This is a genomic window from Halomonas sp., assembly GCF_033549285.1.
GTDB lineage: Bacteria > Pseudomonadota > Gammaproteobacteria > Pseudomonadales > Halomonadaceae > Halomonas.
Genome location: NZ_JAWSUJ010000105.1, coordinates 1 through 14,033, shown reverse-complemented (window position 1 = coordinate 14,033; position 14,033 = coordinate 1). Strand labels below are relative to the sequence as shown.

17 protein-coding genes and 1 tRNA gene are annotated in these 14,033 nt (G+C 67.9%); 7 read left to right on the top strand and 11 right to left on the bottom strand.

Annotated elements, in window-relative coordinates:
* The 3 genes from SCI24_RS18115 to SCI24_RS18105 form a co-directional block, all read left to right on the top strand.
* Window positions 1-200, top strand: a 200-nt coding sequence (locus SCI24_RS18115) for a nitroreductase family protein (RefSeq protein WP_412930148.1), incomplete at its 5' end; no start/stop codon positions are given.
* A gap of 2 nt (window positions 201-202) precedes the next feature.
* Window positions 203-706 carry a YiiD C-terminal domain-containing protein gene (locus SCI24_RS18110; protein ID WP_318726705.1) on the top strand — a complete coding sequence of 168 codons (504 nt, stop codon included), beginning with the start codon at window positions 203-205 and terminating at the stop codon, window positions 704-706.
* Window positions 707-822: 116 nt separating this feature from the next.
* Window positions 823-910, top strand: a tRNA-Ser gene (locus SCI24_RS18105).
* Window positions 911-1,412: 502 nt separating this feature from the next.
* On the opposite strand, the gene SCI24_RS18100 is transcribed toward SCI24_RS18105, so the two are convergent.
* The 4 genes from SCI24_RS18100 to SCI24_RS18085 all read right to left on the bottom strand — a co-directional run bounded on the left by SCI24_RS18100 (window position 1,413) and on the right by SCI24_RS18085 (window position 3,696).
* Entirely contained in the window at window positions 1,413-2,309 is an 897-nt protein-coding gene (locus SCI24_RS18100; RefSeq protein ID WP_318726704.1) for a DMT family transporter, read from the bottom strand.
* Between the two features lie 156 nt (window positions 2,310-2,465).
* Window positions 2,466-3,116, bottom strand: a complete 651-nt coding sequence (locus tag SCI24_RS18095; RefSeq protein ID WP_318726703.1) for a hypothetical protein — start codon at window positions 3,114-3,116, stop codon at window positions 2,466-2,468.
* A 2-nt stretch (window positions 3,117-3,118) separates the two neighbouring features.
* Window positions 3,119-3,334: a hypothetical protein gene (locus SCI24_RS18090; RefSeq protein ID WP_318726702.1), complete on the bottom strand. Its 216-nt coding sequence runs from the start codon at window positions 3,332-3,334 to the stop codon at window positions 3,119-3,121.
* Between the two features lie 194 nt (window positions 3,335-3,528).
* Window positions 3,529-3,696: a hypothetical protein gene (locus SCI24_RS18085; protein WP_318726701.1), complete on the bottom strand. Its 168-nt coding sequence runs from the start codon at window positions 3,694-3,696 to the stop codon at window positions 3,529-3,531.
* Between the two features lie 122 nt (window positions 3,697-3,818).
* Between SCI24_RS18085 and SCI24_RS18080 the strand changes: the two genes are divergently transcribed.
* Window positions 3,819-4,379 carry a flavin reductase family protein gene (locus tag SCI24_RS18080; protein ID WP_318726700.1) on the top strand — a complete coding sequence of 187 codons (561 nt, stop codon included), beginning with the start codon at window positions 3,819-3,821 and terminating at the stop codon, window positions 4,377-4,379.
* A gap of 160 nt (window positions 4,380-4,539) precedes the next feature.
* Window positions 4,540-4,965 (top strand): DUF3617 domain-containing protein, encoded by a 426-nt coding sequence (locus SCI24_RS18075; RefSeq protein ID WP_318726699.1) that lies wholly within the window; start codon window positions 4,540-4,542, stop codon window positions 4,963-4,965.
* 68 nt (window positions 4,966-5,033) lie between these two features.
* On the opposite strand, the gene SCI24_RS18070 is transcribed toward SCI24_RS18075, so the two are convergent.
* Window positions 5,034-8,147 carry an efflux RND transporter permease subunit gene (locus SCI24_RS18070; protein ID WP_318726698.1) on the bottom strand — a complete coding sequence of 1,038 codons (3,114 nt, stop codon included), beginning with the start codon at window positions 8,145-8,147 and terminating at the stop codon, window positions 5,034-5,036.
* Complete coding sequence (locus tag SCI24_RS18065; protein ID WP_318726697.1) at window positions 8,147-9,238, bottom strand: efflux RND transporter periplasmic adaptor subunit; 1,092 nt, start codon at window positions 9,236-9,238, stop codon at window positions 8,147-8,149. Before SCI24_RS18065 ends, SCI24_RS18070 begins: the two co-directional genes overlap by 1 nt.
* A gap of 256 nt (window positions 9,239-9,494) precedes the next feature.
* Between SCI24_RS18065 and SCI24_RS18060 the strand changes: the two genes are divergently transcribed.
* Window positions 9,495-10,670, top strand: a complete 1,176-nt coding sequence (locus SCI24_RS18060; protein ID WP_318726696.1) for an NAD(P)/FAD-dependent oxidoreductase — start codon at window positions 9,495-9,497, stop codon at window positions 10,668-10,670.
* A gap of 64 nt (window positions 10,671-10,734) precedes the next feature.
* Window positions 10,735-11,382 (top strand): hypothetical protein, encoded by a 648-nt coding sequence (locus tag SCI24_RS18055; protein WP_318726695.1) that lies wholly within the window; start codon window positions 10,735-10,737, stop codon window positions 11,380-11,382.
* 13 nt (window positions 11,383-11,395) lie between these two features.
* Here the strand turns inward: SCI24_RS18055 and SCI24_RS18050 are convergent, their stop codons facing one another.
* From SCI24_RS18050 to SCI24_RS18030, 5 genes are all read right to left on the bottom strand, one after another.
* On the bottom strand, window positions 11,396-11,851 hold the full coding sequence (locus tag SCI24_RS18050; protein ID WP_318726694.1) for a CopD family protein: 456 nt from the start codon (window positions 11,849-11,851) through the stop codon (window positions 11,396-11,398).
* 65 nt (window positions 11,852-11,916) lie between these two features.
* Window positions 11,917-12,195, bottom strand: coding sequence for a YqjK family protein (locus SCI24_RS18045; RefSeq protein ID WP_318726693.1), 279 nt, complete (start codon window positions 12,193-12,195; stop codon window positions 11,917-11,919).
* Window positions 12,182-12,577: a phage holin family protein gene (locus SCI24_RS18040; protein ID WP_318726692.1), complete on the bottom strand. Its 396-nt coding sequence runs from the start codon at window positions 12,575-12,577 to the stop codon at window positions 12,182-12,184. Before SCI24_RS18040 ends, SCI24_RS18045 begins: the two co-directional genes overlap by 14 nt.
* On the bottom strand, window positions 12,577-12,930 hold the full coding sequence (locus SCI24_RS18035) for a DUF883 family protein (RefSeq protein WP_318726707.1): 354 nt from the start codon (window positions 12,928-12,930) through the stop codon (window positions 12,577-12,579). Before SCI24_RS18035 ends, SCI24_RS18040 begins: the two co-directional genes overlap by 1 nt.
* Before the next feature lie 87 nt (window positions 12,931-13,017).
* Window positions 13,018-14,019 carry a phospholipase A gene (locus SCI24_RS18030; protein ID WP_412930150.1) on the bottom strand — a complete coding sequence of 334 codons (1,002 nt, stop codon included), beginning with the start codon at window positions 14,017-14,019 and terminating at the stop codon, window positions 13,018-13,020.
* Window positions 14,020-14,033 lie beyond the last annotated feature (14 nt).

Here is a 14,033-nt window from a genome sequence, read left to right as displayed (position 1 = left end):
TCCTGCTCGCCGCCCACGCCCAGGGGCTCGGCGCCATGTGGCGCAGCGGCAAGTACGCCTTCGATCCCACGGTGCGCAAGGGCCTGGGGCTTGGCGAGGAGGACGAGGTGGTGGCCTTCATCTACCTGGGCACGCCGGGCGGGCGCCACAAGCCGATGCCAGAGCACGACATCGAGGCCTTCGTGGAGCTCTGGGACTGACCATGCGACAGATCGGCGTTTCCCACCCCCGCCTGCCGTTGCCCGCTGCCGGCGGCGAGGACGACATGGTCGACTTCCTCGCCTGGCTGGGCGAGGCGATCCCCATGGTCCCGTCGCTGGGCATCCGCGAGATGACACGCGACGGCGACTGCCTGGCCTGGGCGCTCTCGCTTACGCCCAGCCTGAATGACAAGGGCACCGGCTTCGGCGGGGCGCTCACCGCCCAGACGACCCTGCTGGGCTGGTGCTGGACCACCCTCTGGCTGCGTCGCCGCGGACTCGTCCGGGACGTGGTGGTGGCCGAGGCCACCCAGCGTTTCCTCGCCCCGGTGACCCGCGACTATCGCCTGACCTGCGAGCCCGAGGCCGGCAATGGACCCTCGGCCCTGGCCGAACGGTTGGCGCAGCGCGGCAAGGGGCGCATCGCCCTGGTCCAGCGGCTCTGGTGCGGCGATACCCTCTGCCTGGAGGCCCGCGGCGACTATGCCGTGCTGCCCGCCGGATGAGCGGGCGGCCAAGGGAAAACGGCTTGCAATCGCGAACTTAAGTCGATAACATGTGCGCCGTTCTGGAGGAGAAGGCGCGGCATAGCCGAGGTCGCTCGACTCGAGAACCACAACGTGGAGGGGTGTCCGAGTGGTCGAAGGAGCACGCCTGGAAAGTGTGTAGGTCGAAAGGCCTCGAGGGTTCGAATCCCTCCCCCTCCGCCACGATTATCGAATAAGCCGCTGAGACATCAGCGGCTCTTTCTTTTTTCAGGTTGCGCTATGGTCGTATGCTTGACCTTCTGCCTGATTCTGGTCCGCTTTTCGATCGCCTGGCCTGAACTTCGTCATACCGGGGACCGTCGCATTCGATGGCATCCACCATGTCGTAGTCTGGAATGAAAGGCGTGTTCTGCGCCTTCGGATGCAGCCCCTGGCGAATCGTCACGTTGGTCAAGGCCGGTCAGAAGGGCGCGTGGCATGATCAATCTGCCCTCTCGAGCGCCAGGTCGGTGATTGCCGCTTCCAGCGCCGGAACCAGACCAGTCAAGTCCTCGATGAAATCCCCATTGGTGTTGATCTGGAAGGCAACACTGACGTCGTGGTCCGCGTAATGACGTAGTTCAGAGACATGGGTGGGGAGCCGTTGCCATGACGCTATGCCGTAACCCCCGGAATACATCGTTGCAACAAGACCAGGAACCGTCGGTTACAAGTCCTGGACAGTTCATGCCGCTCTGAGGTAGCGCGCGGGAAGGACCTCGAGCACTCCCGCGACAAGCACGATGGTACCGCCCGCCATCTCGACCCCGGTCAGGGTCTCATCGGCGAAGAGCGCCGCGGAGGCCGCCCCCACCAGCACCTCCGTCATCAGCAGGATGCTGACGCGTGCGGGCTCCAGCCGGACCGCCGCCCACATCAGCCCCACCAGCGTCAGGCCCCACCATAGGCCCCCCGTCAGCAGTGCCAGCCCCGTCATCGTGACGAGTCGAGGCGAGGTGAGGGTCGGCAGCGGCTCAAGTGCCGGGGCGAGGACGAGCGCCGTCACGGCCGCGCCGAGGGCGAAGACGAAGGTAGAGGGCAGGGCCGTGAGGGTGGATCTGGCACGGATGCCGGTGGTGGAGAATGACCAGAGGATGCCGCCTATCAAAGACATCCACTCTCCTGCCCCCCGGGGAAGCGGGAGCGTGCCGTCGGCGCCCAGCATGATGGTCAGCCCCGCCAGCCCCAGCACGATGGCGATGATGCGAAGGCCGGGCGTCGGCCACCCCATCAGGTAGCGTCCGATCAGCGTGCTCCACACCGGGCTGAGAAACCACAGCAGAATGATGATCGCGACCCGCCCGTAGAGGAAGCCGATCGAATAGAGCGCGAAGGCCGCGCCGCCTAAGGCGATCGAGACCAGGACGACAGGCGGGGTGCGGGCCAGTTGACGGCGATCTCGTACCGCAGCGGGCAGGAGAATCGCCATCGTGGCGCCAGTGATGGCGGCCGTCCCCCAGGCCCCCGCCAGGCCCATCTCCCCCAGGGCGCGAACCGGCAGCCAGTAGACCCCCCAGAGGACTCCCGTCGCGAGCACGATGGCGGAGGCGAGCAGCGTGTGGTGATCGCGGTGCATGTACATGACCTCGTTCGTGCGTGACGGCGGGTGGGAGTGGGGGGAAGCGAGTGCTCGCCATTGTCCCGATCAATGCGTGTCATGCAATGCCCTTGTTCTGCCCGGAGAGCCAGGAAAGGCCAGCTTCCCATGGTATATGCGCTGCCTTATGCTCCACGTGCCTCATTCCTGGTCCTGATCGAAGATGTCGCTCAGGTTCTCGTCGCCGCCCGCCAGCCCGAAGGTGGCGCGTGGCGGATCGAAGTCCTCCTGTTCGCCGATCACCTCGCCCGTTGTCGAGATGACGATGCTGCGCTTCTCCGCGAAGCAGTAGTGGTAGCGCTTGATCTCGCCCCAGGTGACCAGCTTGCCGCCGCTCTCCTGCATGTGGTCGTGGGCCTTCTGGCAGGCGGCCGCCAGGCGCTCCTCCCATCGCAGGCGCCAGAAGCCGAGGGGGAACCTCAGCCGGCGGAAGTGCTCGGTGAAGGCCATGGCGAAGATCGGCGTGCCGGGGCCGCGCACATAGTCGGTATCGGCGAACAGCCAGTGGCGAAAGGCCGTGCGGTCCTCGACGAGTCGCTTCTCCAGGGTCTCGATGGCGGCCAGGGAGCCGGCCCCGTCAAGGCCCGCGCAGTGGCACAGTGCCTCGAGAAAGCCGCGCTCGCCGTAGCGGGGGTCCCGATATGTCTTCTCCAGGCCCAGATAGGGACTCCTCCGCATGGCGTGCAGATGCGCCAGGGCCGTCTCGTCGGCCGTCGTGTAGCCCATGCCATGGAGCACATCGACGTCCGCCAGATGCTGGGTCCTGAGCAGCAGTTCCTGTTGCAGGTTCATGGTCACGACCTCCCCGACAGCGTGTGGGACGTGCGGCCAGCAGGGCGAGAGCCTCGTGATGCGCACTGCGCCCCGAGGATGGCGGCATTGGTCAGTTCCGGGCGCACGATGTCGTCCTGAGCTAGCAGGGTGGCCAGGGTATCGCGACGCGACACCGATGAGGCGGCGACGTCGTCAACTGCGGCTTGGTCGTGAGAGGCGGTGGTGCGGTGCGTCATGATCGTCTCCAATTCCCCTGGGGTGCCTCGGAAGGCGTGGTTCGGCAAGCGCCGACCCAGGGGAGTGGAGTCGCACGCCGCTTTAGCTGCATTTCTATCCCGCCCGCAAGTTGGTGCTTAAATCGGCGGAGACCCGAAGGCCAGACAACAAGAAACCCGCTTTGCACGTGCTAAAGCGGGCCTCTGGCGTCGCTTTAGCGGCATTTGTAGAGCGCCCGCAAGCTGAGATTCAAATCGGCGCTTGGAAAAAGATAGCGAGACAGGCCATGGAGTGTCAACAGCGGTTCGCGGTGATAGTGCGAGAACTCGCCGATCTGGGGAAGGCCATCGCCCAGGTCATGCAGCAGGGCGGTGAAGGTCATCCAGCAAACGCGGCCGTTGCGCTGGCAGGGACGGTCCGTGGTGGCCAGACTGTAGCGGGGGAGGGGCACCGGACAAGAGCGCCGGGCCCATAGCTCTCGTTTCCAGTTCAGGGGAGAAGCCGATGCATGACGATGTCGAGAAGGTTGCCGTGCCGCTGGACCGTGTGCGCCGCTACCTCGAGCCTGGCCCCATCGTGCTTGTCTCCTCGGCCTGGCAGGGCGAGCGCAACATCATGACCCTGGGCTGGCATACCGTGATGGCCTTCTCACCCTCCCTGGTCGGCTGCGTCATCTCCTGCGGCAACCACAGCTTCGACCTGGTGCGTCGCAGCGGGTCGTGCGTCATCAACCTGCCGACCACGGCCTTGACCGACCAGGTGATCGGCATCGGCAACAGCAGCGGCGCCGAGATCGACAAGTTCGACCACTTCGGCCTGACAGCGTCGCCGGCGACGGCCGTGGAGGCGCCGCTTATCGAGGAGTGCCATGCCCACTTCGAGTGTCGGCTCGTCGATGACAGCCTGGTCGACCGCCATGATTTCTTCATCTGGGAGGTGGTGGCGGCCCAGGCCCGGGCGACGCCCGCCTATCCCGAGACGCTTCACTACACCGGTGATGGCGTCTTCATGGTGGCCGGCGAGATCATCGACCGGCGCAGCCAGTTCCTGCCGCAGATGCTGTGAGGGGCCCAGGCCATCGCCAGCATTCGCCTCGGCATGGGGTAGCGCTCTCGCGTCATCCCTGTCCCGGACGTGACCGAATTGGGGATGGGCGTTGATTGGGCTATGCTGGGCCCCATGCCGAGGGCGTGGCATACCACCCATCATCAGGGAGAGTTTCTCCATGTCTTTCCGTCCCCTTCTCGCTGGCCTGCTGCTGGCGCTGCCGCTGGCGGCCGTTGCCGAGTCCCCCAACATCGAGCCGGGCCAGTGGGAGTTCACCAGCACCACCTCGGTGCAGGGTGACCTGCCGATTCCCGACCAGACCGAGACCTATCAGGAGTGCATCGCCCAGGGCGATATCGACGACGAGGAGTTCAGCTTCATCGAGGAGGAGGAAGGCTGTGAGCTGCTCGAGCATGAGGTCACGGTCGACGGCCTGGACTATCGCATGGTCTGCCGTGCCGAGGGCGGCGAGGCCGATATCGTCGGTCGCATGGACTTTCTCGGTGAGCGCGTCGAGGGTAACGTCGACATCCTGGTCGACTCGCCCGTCGGCGAGATGAACATGACCACGACCATGGAGGGGCGGCGCATCGGCGACTGCTGAATCCTCGATCCGGTTCCAACGACGAAGGCCACCCCCGCGGGGTGGCCTTCGTCGTTGCTATGCCCAGGTCAGTAGCCGGCGGGCGTATCGCCCATCTCCCGCTCCAGGCGGCGGGCCACGTCGCCCGGCGAGCCGGTGTGCCGCGCCAGCAGGTCGTAGGCGACCGGGACCACGAAGAGGGTGAAGAGGGTAGCGGCGGCCAGGCCGCAGAGGATCACGGTGCCGATCACCAGCCGGGTCTCGGCGCCGGCGCCGCTGGAGACGATCAGCGGCACCGCACCGGCCATGGTGGTCACCGCGGTCATCACGATGGGGCGCAGGCGGGTCACCGCGGCCTCCACCAGCGCCTCGTGGAAGGCCACGCCCTGGTCGCGCAGCTGGTTGGCGAACTCCACGATCAGGATGCCGTTCTTGGCCGCGAGCCCCACTAGCATCACCAGCCCCACCTGGCTGTAGATGTTCAGCGACTGTCCGGTGAGGTAGAGCCCCAGCAGGGCTCCGCAGATCGCCAGGGGCACGGTGAGCATGATCACGAAGGGGTGCACGAAGCTCTCGAACTGCCCGGCCAGCACCAGGAAGACCACCAGGATGCCCAGCCCCAGCAGGAAGCCGGTGGCGCCGCTGGCCTCCTGGTAGTCCCGGGAGGCGCCCTTGAGGTCGGTCTGGGCCTCGGAGGGCAGGATCTCGTCCACCGTGGCCTCCAGGTACGCCAGGGCCTCGCCGAGCGGATAGCCGCCTTCCAGGTCGGCCTGCAGGGTGATGGCGCGAACGCGGTTGAAGCGGTTGAGGGTGCTGGGCCCGGCGAAGTCCTCGAGGGTCACCAGGTTGCTCAGGGGGATCAGCTCGCCGCTGCGCTGCGAGCGGACCCGGATGTTCTCCAGGGCGGAGGGGCTGGGCCGGGCGCCGGGCTCCCCCTCGAGGATCACGTCGTACTCCTCGCCGTCGTCCACGTAACGGGTCACGCTGCGCCCGCCCAGCAGCGTCTCCAGGGTACGGCCGATCTCGGTGACGGTGACCCCCAGGGCGGCGGCGCGGGTGTAGTCGATGTTCACGCGCAGTTGGGGCTGGTTCTCCTCGTAGTCGCTGTCCAGGCCGGTCAGGCGCGGATTGTCGTCGCGGATGTGTGCCATCAGGGTATCGCGCCACTCGGCCAGCTGCTCATAGGTGCCGCCGCCCAGCACGAACTGCACGGGCTTCTCGACGCTGGACCCGAAGCCCTGTCGCATCACCGGGAAGGCACGCACGCCGGGCAGGTCGCCGACCGCCTGGCGGACCTCGTCCATGATCGCCCAGGCCGAGCGCCGGCTGCCCCAGTCGGCCAGGTTGACGATCACGAAGCCGCTGTTGAAGTTCTCGATGTTGCCCCAGCCGCGCGGCGCGCGAACCACCACGCGCTCGATCTCCCCGGCCTCCACCATGGGCAGCAGCCGGGCCTCGATCTCGTCCATGTAGTCGAGCATGTAGTCGTAGGTGGCACCGGGCGGGCCGTTGACCAGCACCCAGAAGTTGCCGCGATCCTCCCGGGGGGTGTACTCGTTGGGCAGTTCGCCGTTGAGCCATACCATGCCGCCGATGATGCCGAGGAACAGGGCCAGCACCAGCAGGCGCAGCCTGAGGACCCGCTCGAGCAGCCGGCGATAGACGCATCGCACGTGCTCCAGCCCCCACTGCACGCCGTGGGCCAGGCGCCCCTCGTGCATGTCGGCCTTGAGGATCTTGGAGGCCATCATCGGCGTCAGGGTCAGCGCCAGCAGGCTGGAGATGGCCACGGCCGCGGCCAGGGTCAGGGCGAACTCCGAGAACAGCCGGCCGATGTCGCCCTGCAGGAAGCTCAGCGGCACGAACACCGCGATCAGCACCAGGGTGGTGGCGATCACCGCGAAGGCGATCTGGCGGGTGCCGCGGAAGGCAGCGACCAGCGGGGTCTCGCCGTGGTCGTGCATGCGCCGGTGGATGTTCTCCAGCACCACGATGGCATCGTCCACGATCAGCCCGATGGCCAGCACCAGCGCCAGCAGGGTCAGCAGGTTGATGGTGAAGCCCATCGCCGCCAGTGCGGCGAAGGTGCCGATCAGGGCGATGGGGACCGTGACCGCCGGGATCAGGGTGGTGCGCAGGTTGCCGAGGAACAGGAAGATCGCCACCACCACCAGGCCCATGGCGATGAACAGGGTCTGCACCACCTGGGCGATGGCGCCGGAGACGAACACCGAGGAGTCGAAGTTCAGCGACAGCGACATGCCCTCGGGCAGGCTGTCCTGCACGCGCGCCATCTCGGCCTGGACGCCCTTGGAGATCTCCAGCACGTTGGCGGTGGACTGCTTCATCATGCCCAGCCCCACCATGGGCGTGCCGTTGCCGCGGAAGATGGTGCGCTCCTCCACGGCGCCGATCTCCACCCGGGCCACGTCGCCCAGGCGCACCAGGTAGCCGTCGCGGCCCTCGTCGAGCACCAGGGAGCGGAAGTCGGCGGGGGTGGCGAAGTTGCGCGGCAGGCGCACGATGAACTGGCGCTCCCGGGACTCGATGGCGCCGCCGGGCAGTTCGACGTTCTCGGCGCGCAGGACATCCTCCACGTCGCCGGCGGTGAGGTCGCGGGCCGCCAGGGCATCGGCATTCAGCCACACCCGCATGGCGTACTCGCGCCCCCCGCCGACCCGGACCTGAGAGACCCCGGGGAGCACCGAGAAGCGGTCCACCAGGTAGCGGTTGGCATAGTCGGTGAGCTCGGCCATGGAGAAGCCCTCGCCGGACAGCGACAGCCAGATCACCACATCGGAGCTGGTATCGGCCTTCTGCACCTCCGGCGGGTCCGCTTCCTCGGGCAGGTTGTCCAGTGAGCCCGAGATGCGGTCGCGGATGTCGTTGGCGGCCGCATCGATATCCATCTCCAGGCCGAACTCCACGCTGATGCTGGAGCGGCCGTCCTCGCTGGAGGAGGAGATCACCTCGATGCCGGAGACGCCGGAGATGCGATCCTCCAGCACCTGAGTGATCCGCGTCTCGACCACGCTGGCCGAGGCGCCGGGGTAGCGGGTGTCGATGCCGACCACCGGCGGGTCGATGGAGGGGTATTCCTGCAGCGGCAGTCGCTGCAGGGCCAGCAGCCCGAAGGCCACGATCAGGGCCGCCAGCACCACCGCCAGGACCGGCCGCTGGACGGAGACGTCGGAGATGCGCATCAGCCGTTCGCCTCCGCATCGTCACGCCCGCGGCGCAGCAGCTCGGGGATGCTGGTGTCTTCGTCGAGGACGCCCAGCAGGCGGGTCGGCTGGCCATCGCGCACCCGCTCGGTGCCGTGGGCCACCACCAGCTCACCGGCCTCGAGTCCCTCGAGCACTTCCACCTCGCCCTCACGGCGGGCACCGATCACCACCTGGCGCCGCTCGACGCGGTACTGGTCCGCCTCGTCCAGTACCAGCACGAACTGACGCTCACCCTGGGGGATCAGGGCCGACTCGGGCATCACCAGGGTCTCCCGCGGGGCACGCTCGACCACGACCCGCATCAGCATGCCGGGACGCAGGCGGTGATCGGGATTCTCGAGTGCGGCGCGGACCGTGACGCTGCGGCTGACCGGGTCGACGCGGGCGCCGATGGTGGCGACTTCCCCCGCGAAGGTGGCGTCGGGAAAGGCGCCACTGACCGCGGTCAAGGGCAGGCCGGGCGCCATCTGGCCCAGGGCGAGCTCGGGCAGGGTGAAGTCGAGCTTCATGACGTCCAGCTTGTCGAGGGTGACCAGTTCCGTGCCCGGGGAGACGAGGGCACCGACGCTGACGTTGCGAAAGCCCACCACGCCGTCGAAGGGGGCGAGGATGCGGTAGTCGGCCAGCCGGGCCTCCAGGGCCTGGATCTCCGCCTCGGCCTGGCGAAGTCGTGCCCGGGCATCCTCCACGTCGGCTCGCGGCGCCAGGTTGCGATTCTGCAGCTGCGCCAGGCGGTTCACCGCATTGCGGCGCTCGTCACGCAGCGCCTGGGCGGCCCGCAGGTCGGCCTGGGCCTCGTCATCGGACAGTCGCACCAGCAACTGGCCGGCCTCGACGGTGTCGCCATCGCGGAAGTTCAGTTCGCGGATGGTGTCGGTGACGGTGGCCGAGAGCGTCACGCTCTCGTCGGCACGCAGGGTGCCCAGGGCCTCGAGGGGATCGGACCAGGCCGCCATGCTGGCGCGGGCGGCGATCACCGCAGTGGGCTGCTGGGCGGCGAGCATCGGCGAGAGCATCAAGGCTGCCAGGCCAAGCAGCAGGAGCAGGCGGGTAGGCGATGGTGTCATGGAGTGGTCGTTCTTGTCGGTGAGCGATGAGCGGGCGCCCGGTCCGTCGGGTCGCTTCCCTGAAGCCTAAACGCCTGGGTGTGGAAGAGTGTGACAACAATGCACAAGCGTTCGGATTCTCTTTAACTGTACAAGACATGTACAGTTATGGGAAATGTGACAGGCAGCTCGCCACCCCCGGGTCAGCGGTCGGCGAGGCAGCGGCGGGCTGCTAGAATGCGCGGCCTGGATCGATTCGGTGCGGGAGAGCAAGGCCTTGACATACGATGTGGTGGTGATCGGCGCCGGTGCCGCCGGGCTGATGTGTGCGCTCACCGCCGGCTACGCCGGACGGCGGGTACTGGTGGTCGACCATGCCAACAAGGCGGGCAGGAAGATCCTGATGTCTGGCGGGGGGCGCTGCAACTTCACTCACCTGGCCTCGGGGCCGGCGAACTTCTATTCGGGGAATCCATCGTTCTGCATCTCGGCGCTCAAGCGCTACCGCCCTGAGCATTTCGTCGAGCTGGTGGAGCGCCACGGGGTGGAGTACGTGGAAAAGACGCCGGGGCAGCTGTTCTGCGCCGACTCCTCGAAGGAGATCCTTCGGGTGCTGCTCACCGAGTGCGACTGGGCCGGTGTCGAGGTGCGCCTGAAGACCGCCGTTGAGGGCGTCGAACGGCGTGGGGAGGGCATGCGGCTGGCGACCTCGCTGGGGCCCATCGACTGCGGGGCCCTGGTGGTGGCGACCGGGGGGCTGTCGATTCCCACCATGGGGGCCACCGGCTTCGGCTACGACATCGCCCGGCAGTTCGACCTGGCGGTCACCGAGACCCGGGCCGCCCTGGTGCCCTTCACCCTGACCTCGCAGTGGAAGGCGCGGGCCGAGGCGCTGGCCGGGGTCAGCTGCGAGGTGGCGGTGACCTGCCGCGGGAAGACCTACCGCGAGCCGATGCTCTTCACCCATCGCGGGCTCTCGGGGCCTGCCATGCTGCAGATCTCCAGCGTCTGGCAGCCCGGGGACACCCTCTCCATCGACCTGCTGCCGTGGCGCGATGCCTACGAGACGCTGTGCTGCGCCCGCCGCGAGACGCCCAGGCGGCGGCTTTCCACCTGGCTGGGGGAGCAGCTGCCGAAGCGACTGGCCCAGGCGCTGGTCGAGTGGCACGACGACGACGGGGTGCTCGCCGAGTACGGCAACGCCCGCTTGCAGGCCTGGGCAGAGGCCCTCCAGGCCTGGCGCGTCAAGCCCGCCGGCACGGAGGGTTGGCGGACCGCCGAGGTGACGATGGGCGGCGTCGATACCCGGGCCATCTCGTCGAAGACCTTCGCCGTCCCGTCACTCCCCCAGCTGCGCTTCATCGGCGAGGTGCTGGACGTCACCGGCGAGCTCGGTGGCCACAACTTCCAGTGGGCCTGGGCCTCCGGCGTGGCCTGCGGCAACGCACTCTAGCGTCATCCCTTCCCCGTTCCAGGGCTATGCTGCACTCAGGCCCAGGAAACCATGGGAGGGTGACATGAGCATGACGCCTGTTCACCGCGACGCGCGCCGCGACGAGACGCCCTTCGGCGAGCGCATCGTGGGGGAGGCGGTTCGCCAGGGCGAGGTCCAGGGCTGGCACTCCGTGCGCCTGACCGAGGTGGCCGCCCGCCTCGAGCTGCCGATGAGTGCGGTGCTGGCCGAGTTCCGGGATCTCGATGCGGTGGCCAATGCCTGGTTCCTCAGGGGCTGGCAGGGGATGCTGGACCAGCCGCCCGAGGGGTTTGCCGATTGGCCCGTGCGCTCGCGCCTCGAGCACTGTCTGCTGGCCTGGTTCGGGGCCTTTTCGGCCCATCGGCACGTCACCGTCGAGATGCTGTGCCACAAGGCGCACCCGCCGCACCTGCATACCTGGGTGCCGATGCTCTTCGACCTGTCGCGGACCATCCAGTGGCTGCGCGAGGCGGCCAGGCTGGAGGCCCGCTACGGCAGTCGTCGCGCCCAGGTCGAGGAGGTGGCCCTGACGGCCCTGTTCGTGGCCACCCTGACGGTGTGGGCGCGTGACGACAGCGAGAACCAGGCTCGTACCCGGCGCTTCCTGGAGAAACGACTGAGCCGGGGCGAGGACTTTATGAAGCGGGTGCCGGGTGGTCCGGTCTCGACGCGAGCCGAGGCAATCATCTAGAGCCCCATCGCGATCAGAGGAAGCGTCCGCCGGAGGCGATGGCCACGGTGACCAGGCCCAGGATCAGGTTGATGCCGATCAGCCGACGGATCTGCCCCAGTTGCCGGCCGCCCGCGGGCCACTCCTCGGCAGATACGGCCTTGCCCAGCCGAGGGTAGGGCGCGAACCAGATGTGCAGGAAGATCGCCATCATCGCCAGCCCCGACACCAGCATCAGGTGGACATGCCAGCCGGCGCCGCCCATGCCGCCGAACACCCCGAACAGCATCCACAGCCCCGTGGCCAGCAGCACCACCACCGCGCCCCAGACCCAGGGAAAGAAGCGCTGGAAGGCGCGGTACCAGAGGGCCAGGCGCTGGGGAGGCTCCAGCAGCTCCACGGCCACCGGCCGCAGGACCATCCAGGCGAAGAACATGCCGCCGACCCAGATCGTGGCGGCCAGCAGGTGCAGCGTGATGGCAAGGGGCATGGCAGGCGTCCTTGAACAAATGGGGGGTACGGCAGGAGACGTGGTGAGGCCCGGTCACCGCAGGGTCAGCGCAGCAGCCGGCGCGCCTTCTTGACGAGCAGTGCTCCCGTGGCGAGGCGGCCTGCCAGGCGTACCAAACCGCCGGGGCGTCGAACGGTGCGGTAGATCACCGTTCCCCCCACCAGGAGTAACGGCACCCTGTAGCGCATCAGGACCTGCCACCCCTGGTCGATGGAGCGGCTCGCCGACTGCCAGCGGCTGGCGGCCACCAGCAGGTCGATGCGCTGCTGCTCGATGGCGTGTTCGAGCTCGACCTTGCGGGCCCGGCGATCAGCGCGCTTCACGCGACGCCTCCACCAGCTCGCGGTCGCTGGCCAGGTGGCGCAGGGTGCCGGCCAGCAGGGTGCGGCGGCGCGCCAGCTGCATCACCCTCAGGGCGAGCAGGCCCCCGCTGCCCAGCAGCACCAGGGCGCTCACCCCGATGGCGGCCAGGCGGTGGGTCTCCCAGAAGGCGACGATCACCAGCGTGGTGAGCACGCCGATGCCCAGCAGCAGCAGGATCAGGCTCAACCCGGCCAGCATCAGCAGGCCCACCAGCCGGGCGCGCTCCTCCTCGAGCTCGAGCACGGCGAGACGCAGGCGCGTCTCGCCGGTAGCGAGCAGGCTGCCCAGCAGCCGCTTGCCGGCGGCGAACAGCCGTTGAGCCGGTCCCTGGCTCGCCGACATCAGCGCCGCCCGATGAGCATGCCGATGACCACCCCGACGCCGGCGCCGATGCCGATGCTGGTCCAGGGGTTGTCGTGGACGTAGCGGTCGCAGGCATCGGCCTGCTGGGTGACGTTGTCTCGGGCCTCGCCGTAGAGGCGCTCACCGCGGCTCTCGAGGCGTGCGCGGGTCTCCTTCAGGCGCTTCTCGGCGCGCTCGCGCAGCTCCTTGATGTTGCTGCGGGAGTCATCGGCGGTGGCGTTGACCAGCTCCTCGATGGTCTGGGTGAGGTGGTGCAGGTCTTCCTTGAGCTGCTGGGTGGATTCGCTGGTGCGGGAATGTGAGCTCGGCTCATTGCCGGAAACGGGACGCATGGCCATCGGGTCTTCCTCTGACGGTGAATGACAGGCTCAGCATAGCAGTCGGCGGGATGACTTCAATGCATCCGGCCGTGATCCGGGTCAGGGCTGGGGCTCAAGACTACCGGCGGAAAAGAGCGGGTTGAGACTGAACCCCAGGCTCAGGCGGTGGCTGCGCTGGTCGTAGTCGATCAGGCTCTCCCCGTAGCCGTAGTAGTACTGCACATGGCCGCGGATGCTGCCGAACAGGGGCCAGGAGTAGTCCACCTCGGTGCCGATATTGCCCTCGTGCGGGTTGCCCCGCAGCAGCAGGCTGAGCTCGTTGTCGCCGTTGAGGCGATGGGCCAGGGTGATGTCGCCGTAGCCGAGGTACTTGTGGATGTCGGGATTGTCGTCTTCTTCCTCCGACTCGGGGATGCGCCAGTGGGGCGCCAGGGTCAGGGCCCAGTCGTCGTTGACGAAGGTGGACTCCAGGATCAGCCGGTTCCAGCTGCGTGACAGCGGGTCGGAGCGGCCGTTGGACTGGTGGTTGAACGCCAGGCGGTTGTTGATGTTGGTCCAGCCCAGCAGTGACCCGCGGTTCTCGAAGTCGATGAAGACTTCCGGCTCGAAGTTGGTCTCGCGGAAGGGCGAGGAGGCATCCGCGTTGAAGGCCTGCCACCAGCTGCGCTGGGTATAGGCGAAGTGCAGGTCGCCGCCGTAGTCGCCGAACAGGTCCTCCACCAGGCTGAACTTGGCACTGAACTGGAACTTCATCTCCGCCCGGTCGGGCGAGCCACTGTCGCTGATGTCCCCGAAGGCCTCGCCGTCCGGGCTGGCGTTGTAGCTCACCGGGAACCAGTAGTTGCGCCGGTGGGTGGTGATGGCAAAGGGGTTGCGTGCCGATTCGCGTTCGAGCTGGCGTCGCTCGTCTACCGCCTCCTCGAGCTCCTGGTCGGCGGCCTGCTCGACGATCGCGGCGGCCTGGGTAGGCTGGGCGTCGGCCAGTTGCCGACGCAATTCCCCCATTTCCTGCTGCAGGGCCGCGATTCTGGCCTCGATGGCCTCGCGCTCGGCCTCGCTCAGCGGCTCGGCGGCCATGGCCGTCATGTTCAGGCCCGCCATCGTCAGCGCGGCGG

Coding starts and splice junctions, on each gene's coding strand:
- SCI24_RS18110 (WP_318726705.1), top strand. CDS start 203: ATGCGACAGATCGGCGTTTCCCACCCCCGCCTGCCGTTGCCCGCTGCC.
- SCI24_RS18100 (WP_318726704.1), bottom strand. CDS start 2,309: ATGTACATGCACCGCGATCACCACACGCTGCTCGCCTCCGCCATCGTG.
- SCI24_RS18095 (WP_318726703.1), bottom strand. CDS start 3,116: ATGAACCTGCAACAGGAACTGCTGCTCAGGACCCAGCATCTGGCGGAC.
- SCI24_RS18090 (WP_318726702.1), bottom strand. CDS start 3,334: ATGACGCACCGCACCACCGCCTCTCACGACCAAGCCGCAGTTGACGAC.
- SCI24_RS18085 (WP_318726701.1), bottom strand. CDS start 3,696: ATGACCTTCACCGCCCTGCTGCATGACCTGGGCGATGGCCTTCCCCAG.
- SCI24_RS18080 (WP_318726700.1), top strand. CDS start 3,819: ATGCATGACGATGTCGAGAAGGTTGCCGTGCCGCTGGACCGTGTGCGC.
- SCI24_RS18075 (WP_318726699.1), top strand. CDS start 4,540: ATGTCTTTCCGTCCCCTTCTCGCTGGCCTGCTGCTGGCGCTGCCGCTG.
- SCI24_RS18070 (WP_318726698.1), bottom strand. CDS start 8,147: ATGCGCATCTCCGACGTCTCCGTCCAGCGGCCGGTCCTGGCGGTGGTG.
- SCI24_RS18065 (WP_318726697.1), bottom strand. CDS start 9,238: ATGACACCATCGCCTACCCGCCTGCTCCTGCTGCTTGGCCTGGCAGCC.
- SCI24_RS18055 (WP_318726695.1), top strand. CDS start 10,735: ATGAGCATGACGCCTGTTCACCGCGACGCGCGCCGCGACGAGACGCCC.
- SCI24_RS18050 (WP_318726694.1), bottom strand. CDS start 11,851: ATGCCCCTTGCCATCACGCTGCACCTGCTGGCCGCCACGATCTGGGTC.
- SCI24_RS18040 (WP_318726692.1), bottom strand. CDS start 12,577: ATGTCGGCGAGCCAGGGACCGGCTCAACGGCTGTTCGCCGCCGGCAAG.
- SCI24_RS18035 (WP_318726707.1), bottom strand. CDS start 12,930: ATGCGTCCCGTTTCCGGCAATGAGCCGAGCTCACATTCCCGCACCAGC.
- SCI24_RS18030 (WP_412930150.1), bottom strand. CDS start 14,019: ATGGCGGGCCTGAACATGACGGCCATGGCCGCCGAGCCGCTGAGCGAG.